Source organism: Stenotrophomonas sp. ASS1, from assembly GCF_004346925.1.
Classification (GTDB): Bacteria; Pseudomonadota; Gammaproteobacteria; order Xanthomonadales; family Xanthomonadaceae; genus Stenotrophomonas; species Stenotrophomonas maltophilia_A.
Genome location: NZ_CP031167.1, coordinates 382,487 through 401,507, shown reverse-complemented (window position 1 = coordinate 401,507; position 19,021 = coordinate 382,487). Strand labels below are relative to the sequence as shown.

Genomic DNA, 19,021 nt, shown 5'->3' with positions numbered 1-19,021 from the left:
ATGGGTAGTGCCGGCCGCTGGCCGGCAACCTCATGAACCTTCGGCAGCAACCTGCAACTGCCGGCCAGCGGCCGGCACTACCGCGTTGGATGCCACCTGCCGCTTCCACCCGAACCGCTGCGCGGCCCAGATCTCCAGCGCCACCAGCAGCGCGATGATCAGCAACGGCAACAGCAGCCCGAAGTACACGCCGGGCATCATGCCGTTGATCTGCGCCTTCACCAGTCGCAGCACGCCACGGGTGTGCAGCAGCTCATCCACATGCATGGTCAGCGCCTCGCGCACCACCTTGGGCTCCAGGCCGAGCGTGCCGGCCTTGTCCACCAGCGTGTCTTCCACCATGCCGCGCAGCAGGCCTTCGCGCACTTTGCCGATCACCCAACCGGTGCCGCGCGCCAACGGGCCGTTGCCAAGACGATCAAGACCGGGCAACGGATGTTCGCTGAGGTAGGCCGAAGCGATGGTATCGGCCACATCCCCCACCGTGCCCTGGCTGCGCAATGCCTCGCGCATGCGCGGGTCGTCCAGCGAATCGGTGAAGCCTTCGCTCCAGCCTTCCACCAGGGTCTGCAGGTGCGGCTGGAAATGATCGAGCTGCTTGAACAGCGCGCGGTGCGCGCCAGCAGTAAAGCCCAGCTGCAGGCCGAAGAAGGCGGTGGCCAGCGGCAGCAGCACCACGTAGCTGGCCAGCAGCCAGTGATGCCAGCGCTTGCGCCGCTGCAACCAACCCCGGCGGTGCAACCAGCGCCAGGCAAAGATGCCCAGCACCAGGCCAAGCAGCGTACCGAGCACGCTGCCGCCCAGCAGGTCGAGCACACTCAGGCCCGTCCAGAATTCGTTCAACCAGTACTGCGTGTCCTGCATGGGTCTTCCTTCCGTGGATGCGGCTGCGCCTGAAATGCCAGCCAGGTAGAGTCGACTGTTAGTCGACTATCGCGCGCAGCGCGGGGGTTTCCGGCATCGCGCCAAGAGCAGTCGACTAACAGTCGACTCTACCAAAGCGAAAGCCTCCCGGCCCGGAGCACGCCAAGCAATGCGACAATCGCGCTCCTTTCCTGCAGCAACGAGGGCCACATGGCCAAACTGACCCTGGCCAGCGTGGATGCGCTGCGTACCCGCTTTGCCGATGACGCCGCCTGCGACGCGGCACTGGCCGCCTTCGCCGACACCGCTGCCCTGCGCGTACCGCTGCGTGAGCTGGTGGAAGCACAACACCGCTACCTGCAGGCCGAATTCGAAGTGGCGCAGGTAGCCGATGTGCTGCGCCGCGACCAGAAGTACGCGCCGGTGGGCCGGCCGTCGATCAACATCGTGCAGCTGCGCAAGCAGCAGGCCGCGACCAAGCAGGCCGCGCTGATCGCACGTCAGGTCGTGGCGCAGGCGGCGCAGACCTTCGTGCGCGTGAGCGGGCTGGCGGTGAAGGCCAAGCAGAGCCCGAGCGAAGCGTGTGGGGCGTGGTTGGGCGCGCTGCGCTGAACACGCGTACCCGGTAGTGGCCAACCTTTGTTGGCCTGCGAAATGCTCGTGTGCCAACCAAGGTTGGCACCTACCAAAGCACTCTCCGGCCCTGCATGAACCGGTAGTGGCCAACCTTGGTTGGCCCGCGAAATGCTCGTGTGCCAACCAAGGTTGGCACCTACCAAAGCACTCTCCGGCCCTGCACGAACCGGTAGTGGCCAACCTTGGTTGGCCCGCGAAATGCTCGTGTGCCAACCAAGGTTGGCACCTACCAAAGCACTCTCCGGCCCTGCATGAACCGGTAGTGGCCAACCTTGGTTGGCCCGCGGAGTGCTCGTGTGCCAACCAAGGTTGGCACCTACCAAAGCACTCTCCGGCCCTGCATGAACCGGTAGTGGCCAACCTTGGTTGGCCCGCGGAGTGCTCGTGCGCCAACCAAGGTTGGCATCTACCAAAGCATTCTCCCGCCCTGCATGAACCGGTAGTGGCCAACCTCGGTTGGGCTGCGGAGTGCTCGTGTGCCAACCAAGGTTGGCGCCTACCAAGGCGTCCCCCACGCCCAAAAAAGAAGGCCCGCTTTTCAGCGGGCCTTCTGCCTTCTCACGACGAGTGAGCGGGGTGCATCAAGCGGCCGGCTTTTCGCCGGTGGCTTCGGTGGTGATGCGGATCTTCACTTCATCGCTGACGTTCGGGGCATACGCGCCGACGCCGAAATCGCTGCGCTTCAGGGTGGTGGTGGCATCGAAGCCGGCGGCCGGGACCTTGGCCATCGGGTGCTCGCCGCCGCCGTTGACGGTGACGTCCAGGGTGACCGGCTTGGTGATGCCCTTGATGGTCAGGTCGCCGGTGACGGTCAGCTTGTTGGTGCCAGCGGCTTCCACCTTGGTGCTCTTGAAGGTGGCATCGGCGAACTTGGAGGCGTCGAAGAAGTCGGCGCTCTTCAGGTGCTCGTCGAACTTGGCGGTGAAGCTGTTCAGGCCGCTCAGCGGCAGCTTCACTTCCACGGTGGACTTGGTCACGTCTTCGGCGTTGTACACCAGGGTGCCTTCAACGTTGCCGAAGTGCGCGCTGGGGTTGGAGAAGCCGAAGTGGCTCCACTGGGCCAGCACGTCGGTGTGGGTCGGGTCCAGCTTGTAGGTGCCCGAGGCGATCTTGATCGCTTCGGCGGCCGGCGCGGCGGCAGCGGCATCGGCAGCCGGGGTGGCGGCCTGTTCGGTGGTGGCCGGGGCGGCAGCGTCAGCAGCCGGGGCAGCGGTGTCGGCCGGCTTGGAGCAGGCGGCGATGGCCAGGGTCAGGGCCAGCGGCAGCAGCAGTTTACGGGTGGCGCTCATCTGAGGAACTCTCCGGATCGTAGGGTGGGTACACGGTGCAGCAAGAGCCTGCCACGGGACGGCAGGCCCGAAACCGATACAACGACTTACGCGATGCGCGCCGCTTCGTCGAACGACAGGCGCGGCAGACGCGGGAACAGGCCCGCCGAGTCACCGTAACCCAGGTTGACCAGGAAATTCGACTTGATGGAGGTGCCGGCGAAGAAGGCTTCATCCACCTTGGCGGCATCGAAGCCCGACATCGGGCCGGCATCCAGGCCCAGCGCGCGTGCGGCCAGGATCAGGTAGGCGCCCTGCAGGCTGCCGTTGCGGATGGCGGCTTCGTGGCGGCCTTCCTGCGGGCCGTCGAACCAGGCCTTGGCATCGGTGTGCGGGAACAGGTACGGCAGCTTCTCGTGGAAGTCCAGGTCGAAGCCGATGATGACGGTGACCGGGGCGGCCATGGTCTTGTCGTGGTTGCCTTCGGACAGGGCCGGGGCCAGCTTGGCCTTGGCTTCCTTCGAGGTGACGAAGACGAAGCGGGCCGGCGTGGTGTTGGCGGCGGTCGGGCCCCACTTCACCAGGTCGTACAGTTCCTGCAGCAGGCTGGCCGGGACCGGCTTGTCGAGGAAAGCGTTCTGGGTGCGGGCAGTACGGAACAGCTGGTCGAGGGCAGCAGCGTCGAGCGCGTGGGACATCGGTGGATCTCCAGGGCGGCTAAGGGAAGTCAGTGCCCGCGGGCGGCGCGGGGCGAAACGACGAGCCGCAGTGTAGAGTGTCGCGACTGTTGCAACACCCAGCAGGGCTGAAACGAATTAATGCCACAGGTGAAACGATCGAGCGCGCCCTGGACGGTCACGGACGGCCGTGCGGGCAATGTCCGCCAGGCGGTCGCGCTGGCCTCTGCGCTGCGCCAGGGCACCCATCGGCCGCTGGTCCTGCAGCCCCGCGCACCCTGGCGCTGGCTGTCGCCGCGGCGGCTGCCCGGTGATGTGAACGGCTATGGCGAGGCATTCGCGACGCTGGCCGCGGACGCACCGCCGCTGGCGATCGGCTGTGGCCGTCAGGCCGCCGGCGCACTGCGCGTGCTGCGCGCACGTGGCAGCCAAGTGGTGCAGATCCTCGACCCGCGCATCAATGCCCGCCACTGGGACATGGTGGTGGTGCCCGAACACGATGCCCTGCGTGGCAGCAACGTGCTGACCTTGCTCGGCAGCCTCAATCCGGTGGACGATGACTGGCTGGCCTGGGGCCGCGCCGCGTTCGCCGGCTTCAGTACCCTGCCCGGCCCGCGCACCGCGCTGCTGGTGGGCGGGCCGACACCGCTGGCGCCCTGGGACGAGACCGCGATGGTGGGCGTGTTCCAGGCGTTGGCCGAGCAGATCCGCAGCGAGGGCGGCAGCCTGCTGGCCACGACTTCGCGGCGCACGCCACCGGCCTTGGCCGAGATCCTGCGCGCGACGTTCGCCGACCTGCCGCACGTGATCTGGGGCGACGGCGGCGACGGTACGAATCCTTATGGCGGCCTGCTCGGCTGGGCCAACCGCGTGGTGGTCTCGCCCGATTCGGTGAACCTGCTGTCTGAAGCCTGCGCCACGCGCATGCCGGTGATGGTGGCGCTGGCCGATACCGTGCAGGGGCGGCTGGCACGCTTCCAGCAGCAGCTGCGCGAGCGCGGCCGGCTGCAGGCGCACTGGCTGGACTGGCAGTACGACCGCATCGAGCCACTGCGCGAGACCGCGCGGATCGCGGCAGAACTGAAACAGCGCCTGGCATTGGGGTAGTGCCGGCCGCTGGCCGGCAATCCTGGGCGCCTGGCATCACGGTAATGCCGGGTGCCCAGCGTTTTCTGAACATTTCGATCCGGTACCGCGGTTAGAGTCCAGCTTCCCCCATCACTCTGAACGTCTTCATGCGTACCCTGCTCCTGCTGCCCCTGGCCCTGCTCGCTGCCTGCTCCACCACGCCCACCGAGCTGGATCCGATTTCGTATCAATGCCAGCAGCAGTTGGACGCGTACCGCGAACAACCGGCGCTGCGCGACCCGAAGGGCCAGCGCCCGCCCCTGCCGGTGGCCCCGATCAGCGATGCCTGCGACAAGGAGCTCCAGCGCAAGGGCGTGGATCGTCCCCTGCGCTGAGCAGCGTATGATCGGCGCGCGGGCCTGCCCGCCGTTGAAGGTATCGACATGGATCGTTTCTCCCGCCTGCCGCGCGCCGCGCTGCTGATCGCCAGCCTGCTGGCGACCGCACCGGCCTGGGCCAACAGCACCGAATGCCGCGAGCGCTACCCGAGCGTGGCCGCGCAGGCGGCGATGCTGGACGTGGCCTGGACCACCGCTGAGCGCCTGGACGCGCTGCCCGATGTGGACGTGGTGGTGGCCGCGCGCGGTGGCCAGGACCTGAGCCGCTACGGCCTGCGCCACAGCCACCTGGCCTTCCTGGTGCGTGAGGACAATGGCCGCTGGCGCGCGATGCACCTGCTCAACCGCTGCAAGACCGACAGCTCGCAGCTGTACCACGAAGGGCTGGGCAACTTCGTCGGCGAGAGCGGCGGCCATACCGACCTGCGCATCGGCGTGCCCTCGGCGCCGCTGCGTGCCGCGTTGAAAGCGATGCTGGTGTCGCCGTCGATCCAACCGAAGGCGCTGCACGAAACCAAATACAACGTGGTTGCCTACCCGTTTGCCACCGACTACCAGAACTCCAACCAGTGGGTGCTGGAAGTGCTGGCCGCGGCGATGGCGCAGACCGAAGGCGCGCCGGCCATCGTCAAGCGCGAACAGGCGCAGCAGTGGCTGCGCCAGCAGAAGTACCAGCCCAGCGTGCTGCATATCGGCCTCGGCAAGCGCGTGGGTGCGCGCCTGTTCGTGGCCAACGCCACCACCACTGACCATCCGGCCGGCGAACGCATCTCCGGCAACTATTCGGTGGTGACGGTGGAATCGGTGTTCGATTTCCTGCACCAGCGCAGCCAGCTGCAGCAGGAACTGGTGATCCCTCACGTGCCGGTAGCTGGTGCTGCCGCCGCCACGCCCTGAATCCAGCAAGGAGAACGACATGCGTACCCTGCCCGCCGTCCTGATGCCGATGCTGATCGTCGCAAGCCTGGCCTGGTCCACGGCCGCTCATGCAGAGCGCCGCATCGTAATCATCCACGACCCGGGCCCGCAGGGACCGAGCCTGGAGATGTCCACACAGATGGTGACGTCGGCCCGCGCGGCGGCGGCGAAGGAAGCCCAGGATGCCGCCGACGCTGGCCAGCCGCTGGCCCGCCCGCAGCAGATCAAGCTGCCGCAGATGCAGGTGAGCGCGATCGCCACCACCGTGGATGGCCGCCGCGAAGTGCTGCTGCGCGATGCCAACGATCCGCAGAACACCGCATCGATGCAGTACCCGCGCGGCATCGGCGATCCCGCCGTGCAGTTCACCGTGGGCCAGACCGTGAACTTCGAACCGACCGGCGCCGACCAGGGCTGGCAGCTGAAGGACAACCAGGGCCGCCCGCTGGAATACCTGCCCGAGGCCACCGGCCCGCGCGACATCTTCGATACCCGGCGCTGAGCCGCCGTCCCCACCCTGACCAGGAGGTCTCCATGTTCCGTTGCCTGCGCGTTCCCGCCACTGCCCTGCTGCTTTCGGCGCTGGTGGTGCCCACCGTCCATGCCGGCGCCGCGCCGCAGTTGAACAGCGGCCAGACCAGCGTGCTGGTCACGTCGCTGATCGTGCTGTCGATTCCGTTGGCCACGTCGATGGGACTGGCCGAACTGTCCAAGGCCCCGTTCAAGGCCAGCGAGCGCAACGGCAAGGTCGCCGCACGCACGCCGGCGGTGCCGCTGCCACCGATGGAAGTGAAGCAGGTCGCCACCACGCCAGCCGGTGATCGCCAGGTGCACCTGCAGGTGCCCGGCAAGGCCGACCAGACCGCAACGCTGCAATGGCCGGCGGCTGCAGGTGATGACCCGATTGCCGGTTTCGTCGTCGGCCAGCAGGTGCGCTTCGACCCGACCGACGCGGGTGCCGGCTGGACCGTGAAGAGCGCGCAGGGCCAGGCGCTGGCCTATGTGCCGACCGCCTATGCCGCCGGCGATGTGATGAGCGAAACGCTGTAAAGCTGAACGGCCGGTTTTGGCATTGCCGCGGGCCGGGCGGATAATGGGCGATCCCCTTTGTCCCCCTGGCTCGCCATGTCCGTGCGTCCTGCCCCTGTGTTTGCCCCGCTGACCCCGCGCGCCCTCGTGCTGGCGGTGCTGGCCATGGGCGCGGTGGTGCTGCTGTCCAACGTACTGGTGCAGTACCCGATCAACGATTGGCTGACGTGGGGTGCCTTCAGCTATCCGGTCGCGTTCCTGGTCAGCAACCTGATCAACCGCCGCTTCGGCCCGGGCCCCGCCCGCCGCGTGGCGTGGATCGGTTTCGCGGTGGCGGTGCTGCTGTCGATCTGGGTGGCCACCCCGCGCATCGCCATTGCCTCGTGCTCGGCCTTCATCGTGGCGCAGCTGCTGGACATCACCGTGTTCGACCGCCTGCGCCGTGGCAGCTGGTGGCGCGCACCGATGGTGGCCACCACCTGCAGCGCGACGGTGGATACCACCATTTTCTGGTCGATCGCGTTTGCCGGTTCGACCCTGCCGTGGGTGAGCTGGGCTGCCGGCGACCTGGCGGTGAAGCTGGCGATTGGCGTCTGCCTGCTGGCCCCGTTCCGCGCGCTGTTGTGGAAGATGGCGCCGCTGCGAACCACCAGCTGACCGCCGTTGCTCTGGTAGGTGCCAACCTTGGTTGGCACGCTGTTGCCGGGGTCATGAACGCGGATGGGTTGTGCCAACCAAGGTTGGCACCTACCAACAGCAGGCCAACGCTCAGATCATTGATCCGGCGGGTCATCGCCGGGCCATAGCTTTGGTAGTTGCCAACCTTGGTTGGCGCTTTGCATTCATGCCAACCAAGGTTGGCATCTACCAACAGCAGGCCATCGCCGGCCAATGATCCGGTGGGTACCGACCGTTGGTCGGCACGCCCTGCAGAACTCATCGCTGCCGACAGATGGTGCCGACCAACGGTCGGCACCCACCCAAAGCAGGCCATTGCGCTGGCGGGTGCCCCCACTCAGGCGAATGGCAGCTCCGCGGCAATGCACGCGGCGGTAATCGCGGCACATGCCTCTTCAATCGCGGGCGTGGTCGGTGCCAGTCGCGGACGTCGATCCAGCGTGCAGGCCAGGCCTACCTCCAGCAACGTGGCATGCGCTCCATGCAACGCCTGTGCGGTGCCTTCCGGCAGGAAACCAGCAACCGCCAACGCATCGATCAACGACGGCGTGTCGCGCGGCTGCAGCAACGCCGCATGCTGCGCACCGCGCGCCAGCACGCCGGTCTGCAGCAGGAACTCCAGGTCCACCACGCCACCCGCGCCCTGCTTCAGGTCCAGCCGCGCGGCATCGCTGCGGTCCAGTTCGGTGCGCATGCGGCCACGCATCTTCAGCACGTCCGCGTACAGCACACCCGTGTCGCGCTCACGCCCAAGCGTCTGCGCACGCACCTGCTCGAAGTCGGCCAGCAGGCTGGCATCGCCGGCCACGCCACGCGCGCGCACCAGCGCCTGGTGTTCCCAGGTCCACGCGCGTTCGCGCTGGTATTCGGTGTAACTGGCCAACGAAGACACCAGCGAACCCTTGCCACCATCCGGGCGCAGGCGCACATCGATGTCGTACAGGCGCCCGGCGGCGGTCACCGCACCAAGCAGCGCCATCACCTTCTGCGCAAGGCGCGCATACCAGCGCCCCGGCTCCAGCGGACGCGCGCCATTGCTGGCATCCACGCCGGCCGGGTTGTCGTGCAGGAACACCAGGTCCAGGTCGGAACCGAAGCCCAGCTCAAGCCCACCAAGGCTGCCGTAGCCGATGATCGCGAAGCGCCCGCCGGGAATCTCGCCGTGTGCGGCATGCATGTCCGCTTCGGCCATCGCCAACACGGTGACCACCACGGCCTGCGCCAGCTCAGCCAGTTGCCGCGTGCTGTCCACCGCGCCCTGGCGGCCATCCAGCGTGGCCATCGCCATGCGGAAGCTGAGCGCCAGTCGCGTTTCATTGAGCCAGCGCAGTGCGGATTCGGGATCTTCCACCGCCAGCACCTGCTGGCACTCGGCCAGCATGCCGTCGGCATCCGGCATCGGCCCGGACACGCGCACGTCCAGCAGTTCGTCCAGCAGCAGCGGGTACGCGGCCAGGCGCTCGGCCAGCAGCGCGCTGCGCGCCAGCACATCGACCAGACGCGCCAACGCACTCGGCTGTTCGTCCAACAGCGCGAGATAGCTGGTCCTGCGCAGCACCGCCTGCAGCAGGCCAAGCACGCGCTTGAGCGCGGCATCGGGCTGCGGCGAACGCGTGGCCGCATGCAGCAACGCGGGCAGCACGCGATCCAGCCGCGCACGCGCGGCATCGGACAACGACTTCACGCCGGTGCCCTGCGCGAAATCGCGCAGCGACTGGTCGGCGCCGTTGGCATCGAGGAAACCGGCTTCGGCCAGCAGCGGCGCATTGCTGCCCTCGGGCAGGCTGCGCCAGTAGTTGGCCAGTGCATCGGGCGCGGCCTGGCCCTTTCGCGGCGCCAGCAGTGCGGCGAATTCGGTACTGACCCGCTGCTGCTGCACGGCCAGTGCCGCGCGCAGGACCTCCCAGTCCGGATAGCCGAGCCCAACAGCGATGCGTTCGCGGTCAAGTGCGTCGCTGGGCAGCACGTGAGTCTGCGCGTCACGCAGCATCTGCAGGCGGTTTTCCAGGCGCCGCAGGAACAGGTAGGCCTCGCGCAGCGCACTGCCGTCCTCGGGCGCGATCTGCCCGGCGGCCACCAGTGCGTCCAGCGCCACCAGCAGCCGACGCTCGCGCAATGCCGGTTCACGACCACCGCGGATCAGCTGCAGCGCCTGGCACAGGAATTCGATTTCGCGGATGCCACCGGCACCGCGCTTGATGTCGTCGTGCAGTTCGCGGCGTGCGACTTCAGCGGTGATGGCCGCCTTCATTTCGCGCAGGCCGTCTAGCGCGGTGAAATCCAGGTACCGGCGGTATACGAACGGGCGCAGGGTCTGCAGCCACGCTTCACCGGCCTCGATATCGCCGGCCACCGCGCGCGCCTTCAGCCAGGCATAGCGTTCCCAGTCGCGGCCCTCACGCTGGAAATACTGGTCCATCGCTGCGAACGAGAGTGCAACGCGGCCGGCGCTGCCGAACGGACGCAGGCGCAGGTCGACGCGGTGGCTGAAGCCATCGACGGTGGTTTCATCCAGCAGCTTGGCCAGGCGCTGGCCGAGGCGGGCGAAATATTCTTCGGCCGCCAACGGACGCGGTCCATCGGATTCACCGCCCTGCGGATAGGCGTAGACCAGGTCCACATCGGAACTGAAGTTGAGCTCGCCACCGCCCAGCTTGCCAAGGCCGAACACCACCAACTGCTGCGGCGCGCCTTCGCCGTCGCGGACCACGCCGTGACGCTGGGCGAATTCCTGCTGCAGGGCGTCCAGCGCCAGCCGCAGGCAATCTTCGGCAAGGGCGGTTGCGCCAGCGAGGGTCTGGGCCACGTCGTCCAGACCGGTCAGGTCGCGCCAGATCAGCCGTGTGGACATTGCCGTGCGCCAGCGCCGTATCTGCGCCGGCCAGTCGCTGGGCTGCAGCGGATCGAGCACCGGCGCTGGGATCGGCGGGCAGCCGGGCGCGGCCAGCTGTGCCAGCAAGGCCGGTTGCCGCACCAGGGTGTCCAGCGCGAAGTCGCTGCTCACCGCCAGCCGGGTCAGCAACGGCAGCAGGTTGGCCGGGATGGGCTCTGGCAGGACCTGGGCCAGGCGCGCCAAGGCGCGGTCGACAAGAGGCTGCAGGGAGGCGGGCACGTCAGCGGGGGCGAGGGTCATGGGCTGATTGTATCGACCCGTTAACGCCGGCCGCTGCCCAGCGAATCCGATGACCCGGTAGTGCCGGCCGCTGGCCGGCAGATCCGACGATCCTGCCGAAGGTTACTGGGGTTGCCGGCCAGCGGCCGGCACTACCGATAATGGAGACCGCGTATTCATACTGGACGACAGGCAATAAAAAAGCCCGCTTGCAGCGAACTGCCAGCGGGCTCTGCTCCCTCCCCCACGTCGGGATGCAGGTCCATCGTGCGGGCTGCGAAAGCACTTTGCACGCTGCACTGCAAAACAAAACCGGCGGGTTTGGGTGACCCCTGCGGGAAAAGCCATTCCACGAAGGTAGAACCCCCCGTACGGATGAGGATGGCCGATAATCGGAATTCCCCCCAGCAACACGTGTCGTCATGTCTGTTGATCGCATCGCCAACGCGCGTCTTCGTGACCGCGTGGTCTCCGCAGAGGCCGCAGCCGCGCTGATCCAGCCCGGTGAAACCGTGGCCATGAGCGGCTTTACCGGCTCCGGGTATCCCAAGGCCGTTCCCGTCGAACTGGCCCGCCGCATCGAAGCGGTGCATGCCCAGGGCCAGCCCTTCCAGATCAGCCTGATGACTGGCGCCTCCACCGCGCCGGAACTCGATGGCGCGCTGGCCAAGGCCGATGGCATCGCCATGCGCATGCCGTTCCAGAGCGACCCGGATGCGCGCAACCGCATCAACGAGGGCAAGCTGGATTACATCGACATCCACCTCAGCCACGTGGCCCAGCACGTGTGGTTCGGCTTCTATGGCGAAATCGATACCGCCGTGATCGAAGTCTCGGCCATCCGCGAAGACGGTTCGCTGGTGCCCTCCACCTCGGTGGGCAACAACAAGACCTGGCTGGACCTGGCCAAGAAGGTGATCGTCGAGGTCAACGAATGGCAGCCGGCCGGCGTCGACGGCATGCATGACATCTACTACGGCACCGCGCTGCCGCCGCACCGCAAGCCGATTCCGCTGGTGAACGCCAACGACCGCATCGGCGATACCGCGCTGCGCTGCGACCCGGACAAGATCGTGGCCGTGGTGCGTACCAATGGCCCGGACCGCAACAGCCCCTTCAGCCCGATCGATGCGACCAGCGAACAGATCGCCTCGCACCTGATCGAGTTCCTCAAGCACGAGGTGAAGAAGGGCCGCCTGCCGCCGAACCTGCTGCCGTTGCAGTCGGGCGTGGGCAACATCCCCAACGCCGTGCTGGCTGGCCTGGCCAAGAGCGGTTTCCGCGACCTGGCCGCGTTCACCGAAGTGATCCAGGACGGCATGCTCGACCTGCTGCGCGAGGGCGTGCTGAGCTACGCCTCGTGCACCGGCTTCGCGCTGAGCCCGCAGGCGAATGAGACGTTCAAGGAGAACATCGATTTCTACCGCGAGCGCATCATCATGCGCACGCAGGAAATCTCCAACCATCCGGAACTGGTGCGCCGCCTGGGCTGCATCGGCATGAACGGCATGATCGAGGTGGACATCTACGGCAACGTCAATTCGACGCACGTGATGGGCACGCGGATCATGAACGGCATCGGCGGTTCCGGTGACTTTGCCCGCAACGGTTTCCTGTCGGCGTTCCTGAGCCCGTCCACCGCCAAGAACGGCACCATCTCGGCGATCGTGCCGATGGCCAGCCATGTCGACCACACCGAGCACGATGTGTCGGTGATCGTCACCGAACAGGGCCTGGCCGATCTGCGTGGCCTGACCCCGCGCAAGCGCGCGCAGGTGCTGATCGACAACTGCGCGCACCCGGATTTCCGCCCGCAGCTGCAGGATTACTTCGACCGCGCCAGCCGCGAGAGCTACGGCAAGCACACCCCGCACCTGCTGCCGGAAGCGTTGTCGTGGCACCAGCGTTGGCTGGATACCGGCACGATGAAGGGCTGAGATCCGGAGACTCTGGTAGAGCCGGCCGCTGGCCGGCTCCCCAGAACAGCCGGCCAGCGGCCGGCTCTACCTTCACGCGGTGCGCAGCGCCGCCAGCGATTCGGCCTGTAGCCGCTCGTAGATCTCGAACTCGTCATTCACCGCCACGCCCAGCGCCTGCTCGAAGGCCTCGCGGTTGGCATGCGCGGCATAGGCACGCTGTTCTTCACCGCCCAGGTTCGACTGGAAGATGCCTGCCGCACTGACCGGCAGGAAATCCTCGTAGACGATCGGGTCGGCGGTGGCCAGGCCGGCGGCCACCAGCACTTCGGCGGGCAGATCGGCCACGCGCTCCGGCGCGGCGCGGCCGGCGTCGGTCAGCTGGTAGCGGTAATAGCCCAGGCCTTCCTGGCGCAGCGTGTCATGGTCATCCGGGAAGCTGGCGAACACCGCCTGCAGGCGCTGGCCATAGTCGCCGCCGGTGCTGCCTTCGCCACCGGCATCGCGGGCCTGCGACAGCAGCTGGTCGTACAGCGCGCGGCCCTTTGGGGTCAGCGCAAGCCCCCGCTGTTCGATCTCGCCGAAGCGCGCAGTATGCGTACCGGCATCGCCACCCTCGCTGTCCGGGAAATGCACCGCTTCTTCCAGCGCCTTGAAACTGGTCTGGCGCAGCAGGATCGGGCACGCACGGCGCGGCGGGCCTTCGATCACCGCCTTGGCCGCCATTCCATGCTCGATCATCGCCGCCTGCGCCGCGTCGATATCCAACGTGCGCGGGGTCAGGTGGTTGATGTGCGGGCCACGGAAACTGACCACGTCGGCCACCAGGCGATGCGCGTTGTGCAGGGCGTGGTAGGTCGGCAGGTCGACGGTGGCATCGCCGTGCCAGCGGAAGGTTTCCAGTGCTTCCTCGACGAAGCGCTCGGCATCGGCCTGCGACAGCCCGCCGTCACGCTCGGCCTGCTCGATCAGCGCCAGCGCGCCCTCGGTGAAGATGCGGCGACGTGCAAGGATCTTTGCCGATTCGGCACGCAGCGCTTCGTCTTCGATCAGCTCCAGGCGCAGCAGCGAGGTGAATACGCGGAACGGGTTCTGCGCCAGCGCGGCGCCGGTGAGCGGGCGGAACGCGGTGGAGTGCACCGGCACGCCGGCCACCGACAGGTCGTAGTAGCCGACCGGGTACATGCCCATCACGGCGAACAGGCGGCGCAGCGTCGCCAGTTCCTGCACGGTGCCGACGCGGATCGCGCCGTGGCGCTCTTCATCCAGGCGTGCGCGCTCGTCGTTGCGCTGCAGCTGCGCGGCCAGAGCGGGGTCCTGCTCCAGCACCTGCGCGTTGATCCGCTCCACCAGTTCCACCAGCGTGCCGTACAGCGGCACTTCGGTGCGGTACATGCGGGACATGGCCTGTGCGAACAGGCGGCGGATCACATCAGGCGAAACCAAAGAGGCGCTCATCAGTCACTCGATTACGGGAACGGGGGAACAGCTCGGACCCGTATTGTCGCCGGAGCGCGCGGTGGCGGCGATATGCAGAGCAACATGAGACAAACCGGCAGTGCCGGCCGCTGGCCGGCAATCTCCGGATGCCTGGAAGGGTGCAATTGCCGGCCAGCGGCCGGCACTACCGCTTGAGCTGGCGCTTCAGGGTGGCATCCAGGGTGATCGGCCGGTCCCAGTGCTGGTAGCTGGCCACGATGGCGTGGCGCACGGCACGGTAATGCAGGTTGTCCGGCCTGGTGGGCATCCGCTTCACCACCGCTTCCCAGCCGCCGTCCGGGTCCTGGCTGAAGGCGCGCACGCTGTCGCGGCAGGTCTGGCCGCTGGCCTTGGCCCAGAAGCAGGCGAAATAGATGTCCCCGGCCTGCCAGCCATGGGTGGTGAACAGCGCGCTGATGTAGCCACGGGGCACGTCGGCATAGCGCGATACCTCATCGAGAAAGGCATCCGGGTAGCGTTCGGCGTAATGGTTGATGTCCTGCAGCTGGGCATCAACCCAGCTGTCGCCGGTTGCCACCTCATACGCAGCCGAACGCTCGGCGGTCTGCTGGGCCAGCACGGTGGCCGGCGCCAGCAGCAAGGACAACAGCAACACGCGCAGTCGGTAATTCATGCCCCGATTCTGCCGCAGCCGCCGGGTCCTGTCAGGCCGCCGCCGAGGCCTTGGCCTCGATCGCGGCCAGTGCGGCCGGCCAATCATGGGCGGTATCGGCAGTGACCATGCGCGGTTCGTCGTCGGCCACGCCGTGCTGGGTCTCGTGGGCCCAGGTCACTGCGTACGGCGTATGCACGCCCCAGCCGCCCAGGGTCACCACCGGCTCGATGTCCGAGCGCAGCGAGTTGCCGACCATCACGAAGCGCTGCATCGGCAGGTCGAATTCGGCCAGCACGCGGGCGTAGGTTTCCGGGTCCTTCTCGGAGACGATCTCGATGCGCGGGAACAGCTCGGCCAAGTTGGCGACCTTGATCTTCGCTTCCTGGTGGAACAGGTCGCCCTTGGTGATCAGCACCACCGGGTAGTGCTCGGCGATGGCCGCCACCGCTTCGCGCACACCGTCGATCAGTTCGACCGGGTGGCGCAGGGTGTCGTGGCCGATGTCCAGGATGCGCTGGATGTCCTTGGCCTCGATGCGCTGGCCGGTGATGTCGATGGCCGCTTCGATCATCGACAGCGTCATGCTCTTCACGCCGTAGCCGAAGGTACCCAGATGGCGCTGCTGCACTTCCAGCAGGTGGCGCGCGGTCTGCGTGTCATGCACGTCGACGTAGCGCGACAGCAGGTCAAGATAATCCTGCTCGGCCTTGCGGTAGTAGTCCTCGCTCTTCCACAGCGTATCGTCACCGTCAAAACCGACCAGGCCGATGGCGCGCGACGGCGCAGGCGTGGAGGTGTTCATCGCACAAGGATACAGGGGTGCTGGTGACGATAAAAACCCGGGCGGCCGCAGCCGCCCGGGTCCCCATGCACCGGTCTTCCCGAATCAGGCGTGGATCAGCGGCCCTGCGCCGCGCCGGCACCTGCACCGGCCTGCTGGGCGGCCACGTAGGCCTTGTACTCATCGGCGCTCAGCTCGCCGTCCTTGTTGGTATCGGCCTGGTCGAACACCTGAGCGAGGCCTGCGTTCACCTGCGCCTCGGTCTTGCTGATGGTGCCGTTGCCATCGGTATCGATGCTGGCCCAGGTCTGGCCACCGCCATTGGCCTGTGCCGAAGCCGCTGCGGCCGCGTTGGTCGCCTGGTCAGCCGCCTGCCCTGCCTGTGCCGCCGACTGCTGCGCCTGCGCGGCCTCGTTCTGTGCCTGCGCGGCCTGCTGCTTGGCCGACTGGGCCATCGCCGGAATGGCCAGCACGCTGCCGGCGGCGACGATCAGGGCGATCAGGGGCTTGCGGTTGCGAATAGTCATCAGGGGTGTCTCCTACCAATTGGGTGGTGTTGCGCGGCGTGTTGTCTCCGCACGGCACCTACCCTGCCACCGCCTTTCTGAATCGATTTTGCCTCGCGACCGGCGTCAACACGCACGATTAACCACTCGCCTACGCGCATGCTTTAGCGCGGTGGTTAGCATGAAGTGAGTGGCTCATAAGCTGCGCATTCAGCGCTGCCTGATTTAACCGGCAGCGAACGAAAAACCTGCGTCAGTCGACGTTCTGAGCCGATGACCGCGAACTGAACACCACCCAGCCGAGGGCAACACCAGCGAGCGCGCCGGCGATTTCCAGCACCACGCGGCTGCCGAGTTCGTTCGGATCGTGGATGGTGGCGAGGAAAAGACGCGCATACAGCGGCGACTCCAGACGCACGATGCCCATGTAGAACAGCTTCCAGGCATCGATGCCGGCGGAGATGATCACGGCGATGACGCAGGACCAGCCGATCGCGTGGCCGACCGTCCAGTGCAGGAGCCGGCACAGCTGCGACCACAGGAAGTACACCAGCAGCCCGACCAGCAGGGCGATGGCGCCCGCTTCGAGGGTACCGAGCAGGCCGAAGTGCAGGGGAAGGTTCATCGGGTGGGCAACGGTGGGATGGCGGCCAGTGTAAGGGATCTGCCCCGGACCCGATCTGGTGGCCACGGTAGATCCACGCCATGCGTGGATGAAATCTCCATCGAAATCGAATACTCCGATGATTGAACGAAAGGCGTCCACGCATGGCGTGGATCTACCGTGTCGACCAAGGTCGACACCTACCAACAGCAGCGCCCCTCTGCCGATGTCCCTACCGCACGGGGACGTCGTATGCGGTGCCCGGGTCCGGTTCGGGCTGCAGGGTGTAGTGCCACCACTCCTGCGGATAGTTGACGAAACCACGGCGCGCCATCGCCTGCACCAGCTGCTTGCGGTTCGCCTGCTGCGCAGCGCTCAGCCCGCTCGTCTGCGTATGCGCGCGTGGACCGAAGAAATCGAAGTCGGTACCCATGTCCATCGGCCTACATGCACCACTGCCGCAATCCAGCAGCCCCAGATCCACCGTGGCACCGCGGCTATGGCCGGAGCGCTCGGCGATGTAGCCGTCGGCCAGCAGCCTTGGCTTGTCCAGATCCGGGTACTGCAGAGCCTTGCGCGAGCGCTCGCGCGGATCGTTCACCCAGGCCATGAAGGCCTGCACCGAACGCACCGGCCGGTAGCAGTCGTAGAGGCGCAGGCCAAAGCCATCCGCGCGCAGGTCCTGTTCCACCTGTGCCAGTGCCTTCGCCACCGGCGCCAGCAGGTAACAGGACGGCCCCTCGTAACCCGGCACGCGCGCGCCGGTGAAGTTGTTCGCGCCGGCGTAGCGGATGTCCATCTCGATGCCTGGCGACAACGTGCGGATCTCCACGAATCCGGCGCTGGCGGCATCAGTGGCCGGCGAAACACGCGGCGGCTCAGCGGCGCTGGCGCTCGCTGCCAGGGCAGTCGCCAGTACGAGTGAAATGCAGGTCCTGGAAGTCATAGCTGAAGTCGATGTCCGGATCGATGGCACGCAGGTCCAGTGTGGGCGGTGCACCGTCACCGGGCTGCAGCCAGGCCTGTGCGTCTTCGCCCAGCGTATCCCAGCGCAGCAGCCAGCGCCCCTGCAACTGCAGCACGGCCGCCTGCAGCTTTGGCGACTTGTCCACGCTGAAGCGCAGGCCGTCCGCGCCCGGGCACAGTGAGGCCGGGCCCAGCCACGGATCGCGGTAACGGCCCTGCCAGCGTGGCAGATCCGTGCGGCTCGTCTCCTGCGCCGCAACGGTGGACGGCCGCGAATGGCCGGTCGCCGCCCGCGTTGCCTGGTCTGCCTTCAATTCGGCCAGGTACTCCATCGCAGGCCGCGCATCGTCCGCTGCGGTGAAGCGCTTCAGCGCGGCCTGCATCAACGCGGTACGCGCATCCTCGCCTTCGCCATTGATCAGCATCACCACACCCACCTTGCGGTCGGGCAGCAGCGCCAGCGACGAGTACATCCCCGACAGCGTGCCGGTGTGTGCCACCTTCCACTGCCCATCCATGTCAGAAACGCGCCAGCCATAGCCGTAGCCGTAAAAATGCGCGTTGTCCCAGCGCCGCTGGCGCTCACCCAGCGGCATCGGCATGTGTAATGTCCACAACGTGCGGCGCTGTTCACTGTCCAACCAATCCGGCACCACGGCAGGATCAAGCAGTACCTGCATCCAGCGCGTCATGTCGCGCAGCGAACAGCGGATGCCTCCGGCAGCCATGGACGGCAGGTCCGGGCTGATGGCACCGTCAGCGTTCACCACCTCATTGCGATCACGACGCCAGGCATGTGGCTGCGCGACGTTGCCTACGCGCTTCACCGACCAGGCCCCCACCTGGCAGCGCGTCATGCCGAGTGGTTCAAACACCTGCTCGCGCATCAACTGGTCGTACGGCTTGCCAGCGGCCGCAGCGGCCACCTCACCGGCCACCACATACATCAGGTTGTCGTAGGCATAACGGCTGCGGAAACTGCTGACCGGCTTCAGGTGTGCCAGCCCGGCGATGATGTCGGCACGGGAGAACGTGTTCGGTTCCGGCCACAGCATCAGGTCACCGGCGCCCAGACCGAGACCGCTGTTGTGGATCAGCAGGTCGCGCACCTGCATCTGCTGCCCCACCCATGCATCGTGCATTCGGAATTCCGGCAGATGGCGCTGCACCGGATCGTCCCAGCGCAGCCTGCCCTGCTGCACCAGCCGCGCCAGCAGTGCGGCGGTCATCGCCTTGCTGTTGGAGGCGATCTTGAACAGCGTGTCCTCGTCGATGCGGCCGCCATCGTCACGCTTACCTTCAGCATGGCGATAGACCACCTGTCCGTTCTCGACCACCGCCATCGCAAGCCCGGGGAGATGTTCGGCGCGAACCACGGCGGCGACATCGGCATCGATGGATGCGGTATCGACCGCCAAAGCGGAGGGTGCGGCCAGTGCCGCTGCGAGGATCAGCAGATGATGCATGCACGCTTCCCTTCCAATGCCCGCGCCGCCCACACGGAC

At 67.1% G+C, this 19,021-nt stretch carries 19 protein-coding genes; 8 read left to right on the top strand and 11 right to left on the bottom strand.

Annotated elements, in window-relative coordinates; genetic code table 11:
* Positions 1 to 30: 30 nt before the first annotated feature.
* The gene (locus MG068_RS01840) at positions 31 to 864 is read right to left on the bottom strand and encodes a hypothetical protein (protein WP_132808961.1); all 834 of its coding nucleotides are present in this window, start codon (positions 862 to 864) and stop codon (positions 31 to 33) included.
* Positions 865 to 1,074: 210 nt separating this feature from the next.
* On the opposite strand from MG068_RS01840, the gene MG068_RS01835 reads away from it, so the two are divergent.
* Complete coding sequence (locus MG068_RS01835) at positions 1,075 to 1,476, top strand: hypothetical protein (protein ID WP_121504743.1); 402 nt, start codon at positions 1,075 to 1,077, stop codon at positions 1,474 to 1,476.
* Between the two features lie 605 nt (positions 1,477 to 2,081).
* Here the strand turns inward: MG068_RS01835 and MG068_RS01830 are convergent.
* Together MG068_RS01830 and MG068_RS01825 are read right to left on the bottom strand one after the other, a co-directional pair.
* Positions 2,082 to 2,789, bottom strand: coding sequence for a YceI family protein (locus MG068_RS01830; protein ID WP_132808959.1), 708 nt, complete (start codon positions 2,787 to 2,789; stop codon positions 2,082 to 2,084).
* An 86-nt stretch (positions 2,790 to 2,875) separates the two neighbouring features.
* Positions 2,876 to 3,466 (bottom strand): malonic semialdehyde reductase, encoded by a 591-nt coding sequence (locus tag MG068_RS01825; RefSeq protein ID WP_004139510.1) that lies wholly within the window; start codon positions 3,464 to 3,466, stop codon positions 2,876 to 2,878.
* Positions 3,467 to 3,586: 120 nt separating this feature from the next.
* Here MG068_RS01825 and MG068_RS01820 point away from each other — a divergent pair, with 120 nt between their 5' ends.
* The 6 genes from MG068_RS01820 to MG068_RS01795 all read left to right on the top strand — a co-directional run bounded on the left by MG068_RS01820 (position 3,587) and on the right by MG068_RS01795 (position 7,515).
* Positions 3,587 to 4,552, top strand: coding sequence for a mitochondrial fission ELM1 family protein (locus tag MG068_RS01820; protein ID WP_132808957.1), 966 nt, complete (start codon positions 3,587 to 3,589; stop codon positions 4,550 to 4,552).
* A gap of 128 nt (positions 4,553 to 4,680) precedes the next feature.
* Positions 4,681 to 4,908 carry a hypothetical protein gene (locus tag MG068_RS01815; RefSeq protein WP_004139505.1) on the top strand — a complete coding sequence of 76 codons (228 nt, stop codon included), beginning with the start codon at positions 4,681 to 4,683 and terminating at the stop codon, positions 4,906 to 4,908.
* Positions 4,909 to 4,956: 48 nt separating this feature from the next.
* Positions 4,957 to 5,808, top strand: coding sequence for a DUF2145 domain-containing protein (locus MG068_RS01810; protein WP_049400079.1), 852 nt, complete (start codon positions 4,957 to 4,959; stop codon positions 5,806 to 5,808).
* 19 nt (positions 5,809 to 5,827) lie between these two features.
* Complete coding sequence (locus tag MG068_RS01805; protein WP_004139502.1) at positions 5,828 to 6,331, top strand: hypothetical protein; 504 nt, start codon at positions 5,828 to 5,830, stop codon at positions 6,329 to 6,331.
* A gap of 32 nt (positions 6,332 to 6,363) precedes the next feature.
* Positions 6,364 to 6,879, top strand: coding sequence for a hypothetical protein (locus MG068_RS01800; protein WP_004139500.1), 516 nt, complete (start codon positions 6,364 to 6,366; stop codon positions 6,877 to 6,879).
* Positions 6,880 to 6,954: 75 nt separating this feature from the next.
* Positions 6,955 to 7,515, top strand: a complete 561-nt coding sequence (locus tag MG068_RS01795) for a queuosine precursor transporter (RefSeq protein WP_107432970.1) — start codon at positions 6,955 to 6,957, stop codon at positions 7,513 to 7,515.
* A 358-nt stretch (positions 7,516 to 7,873) separates the two neighbouring features.
* Here MG068_RS01795 and glnE read toward each other — a convergent pair whose 3' ends face one another.
* Positions 7,874 to 10,669, bottom strand: coding sequence for a bifunctional [glutamate--ammonia ligase]-adenylyl-L-tyrosine phosphorylase/[glutamate--ammonia-ligase] adenylyltransferase (glnE, locus tag MG068_RS01790; RefSeq protein ID WP_132808955.1), 2,796 nt, complete (start codon positions 10,667 to 10,669; stop codon positions 7,874 to 7,876).
* A gap of 401 nt (positions 10,670 to 11,070) precedes the next feature.
* Here glnE and scpC point away from each other — a divergent pair, with 401 nt between their 5' ends.
* Complete coding sequence (scpC, locus tag MG068_RS01785) at positions 11,071 to 12,585, top strand: succinyl-CoA:acetate CoA-transferase ScpC (protein ID WP_132808953.1); 1,515 nt, start codon at positions 11,071 to 11,073, stop codon at positions 12,583 to 12,585.
* Between the two features lie 72 nt (positions 12,586 to 12,657).
* On the opposite strand, the gene hglS is transcribed toward scpC, so the two are convergent.
* The 7 genes from hglS to MG068_RS01750 form a co-directional block, all read right to left on the bottom strand.
* Complete coding sequence (gene hglS / locus MG068_RS01780) at positions 12,658 to 14,022, bottom strand: 2-oxoadipate dioxygenase/decarboxylase HglS (RefSeq protein ID WP_132808952.1); 1,365 nt, start codon at positions 14,020 to 14,022, stop codon at positions 12,658 to 12,660.
* 166 nt (positions 14,023 to 14,188) lie between these two features.
* Complete coding sequence (locus tag MG068_RS01775) at positions 14,189 to 14,677, bottom strand: hypothetical protein (RefSeq protein ID WP_065183823.1); 489 nt, start codon at positions 14,675 to 14,677, stop codon at positions 14,189 to 14,191.
* A gap of 31 nt (positions 14,678 to 14,708) precedes the next feature.
* Positions 14,709 to 15,461, bottom strand: a complete 753-nt coding sequence (locus MG068_RS01770; protein WP_121504735.1) for an HAD family hydrolase — start codon at positions 15,459 to 15,461, stop codon at positions 14,709 to 14,711.
* Between the two features lie 95 nt (positions 15,462 to 15,556).
* Positions 15,557 to 15,967 (bottom strand): EF-hand domain-containing protein, encoded by a 411-nt coding sequence (locus MG068_RS01765; RefSeq protein WP_004139214.1) that lies wholly within the window; start codon positions 15,965 to 15,967, stop codon positions 15,557 to 15,559.
* A gap of 232 nt (positions 15,968 to 16,199) precedes the next feature.
* Complete coding sequence (locus MG068_RS01760; RefSeq protein ID WP_032968343.1) at positions 16,200 to 16,571, bottom strand: hypothetical protein; 372 nt, start codon at positions 16,569 to 16,571, stop codon at positions 16,200 to 16,202.
* A gap of 211 nt (positions 16,572 to 16,782) precedes the next feature.
* Positions 16,783 to 17,496: a M15 family metallopeptidase gene (locus tag MG068_RS01755; protein ID WP_100437721.1), complete on the bottom strand. Its 714-nt coding sequence runs from the start codon at positions 17,494 to 17,496 to the stop codon at positions 16,783 to 16,785.
* Positions 17,429 to 18,982, bottom strand: coding sequence for a serine hydrolase domain-containing protein (locus MG068_RS01750; protein ID WP_132808950.1), 1,554 nt, complete (start codon positions 18,980 to 18,982; stop codon positions 17,429 to 17,431). Before MG068_RS01750 ends, MG068_RS01755 begins: the two co-directional genes overlap by 68 nt.
* Between the last annotated feature and the right edge of the window lie 39 nt (positions 18,983 to 19,021).

What these genes read in the sequence shown, in the direction of transcription:
- MG068_RS01750 (WP_132808950.1), bottom strand. Translation starts at nt 18,982, where the DNA reads ATGCATCATCTGCTGATCCTCGCAGCGGCACTGGCCGCACCCTCCGCT.
- MG068_RS01795 (WP_107432970.1), top strand. Translation starts at nt 6,955, where the DNA reads ATGTCCGTGCGTCCTGCCCCTGTGTTTGCCCCGCTGACCCCGCGCGCC.
- MG068_RS01825 (WP_004139510.1), bottom strand. Translation starts at nt 3,466, where the DNA reads ATGTCCCACGCGCTCGACGCTGCTGCCCTCGACCAGCTGTTCCGTACT.
- hglS (WP_132808952.1), bottom strand. Translation starts at nt 14,022, where the DNA reads ATGAGCGCCTCTTTGGTTTCGCCTGATGTGATCCGCCGCCTGTTCGCA.
- MG068_RS01810 (WP_049400079.1), top strand. Translation starts at nt 4,957, where the DNA reads ATGGATCGTTTCTCCCGCCTGCCGCGCGCCGCGCTGCTGATCGCCAGC.
- MG068_RS01840 (WP_132808961.1), bottom strand. Translation starts at nt 864, where the DNA reads ATGCAGGACACGCAGTACTGGTTGAACGAATTCTGGACGGGCCTGAGT.
- MG068_RS01830 (WP_132808959.1), bottom strand. Translation starts at nt 2,789, where the DNA reads ATGAGCGCCACCCGTAAACTGCTGCTGCCGCTGGCCCTGACCCTGGCC.
- MG068_RS01820 (WP_132808957.1), top strand. Translation starts at nt 3,587, where the DNA reads ATGCCACAGGTGAAACGATCGAGCGCGCCCTGGACGGTCACGGACGGC.
- glnE (WP_132808955.1), bottom strand. Translation starts at nt 10,669, where the DNA reads ATGACCCTCGCCCCCGCTGACGTGCCCGCCTCCCTGCAGCCTCTTGTC.
- MG068_RS01775 (WP_065183823.1), bottom strand. Translation starts at nt 14,677, where the DNA reads ATGAATTACCGACTGCGCGTGTTGCTGTTGTCCTTGCTGCTGGCGCCG.
- MG068_RS01835 (WP_121504743.1), top strand. Translation starts at nt 1,075, where the DNA reads ATGGCCAAACTGACCCTGGCCAGCGTGGATGCGCTGCGTACCCGCTTT.
- scpC (WP_132808953.1), top strand. Translation starts at nt 11,071, where the DNA reads ATGTCTGTTGATCGCATCGCCAACGCGCGTCTTCGTGACCGCGTGGTC.
- MG068_RS01770 (WP_121504735.1), bottom strand. Translation starts at nt 15,461, where the DNA reads ATGAACACCTCCACGCCTGCGCCGTCGCGCGCCATCGGCCTGGTCGGT.
- MG068_RS01755 (WP_100437721.1), bottom strand. Translation starts at nt 17,496, where the DNA reads ATGACTTCCAGGACCTGCATTTCACTCGTACTGGCGACTGCCCTGGCA.
- MG068_RS01765 (WP_004139214.1), bottom strand. Translation starts at nt 15,967, where the DNA reads ATGACTATTCGCAACCGCAAGCCCCTGATCGCCCTGATCGTCGCCGCC.
- MG068_RS01760 (WP_032968343.1), bottom strand. Translation starts at nt 16,571, where the DNA reads ATGAACCTTCCCCTGCACTTCGGCCTGCTCGGTACCCTCGAAGCGGGC.
- MG068_RS01800 (WP_004139500.1), top strand. Translation starts at nt 6,364, where the DNA reads ATGTTCCGTTGCCTGCGCGTTCCCGCCACTGCCCTGCTGCTTTCGGCG.
- MG068_RS01805 (WP_004139502.1), top strand. Translation starts at nt 5,828, where the DNA reads ATGCGTACCCTGCCCGCCGTCCTGATGCCGATGCTGATCGTCGCAAGC.
- MG068_RS01815 (WP_004139505.1), top strand. Translation starts at nt 4,681, where the DNA reads ATGCGTACCCTGCTCCTGCTGCCCCTGGCCCTGCTCGCTGCCTGCTCC.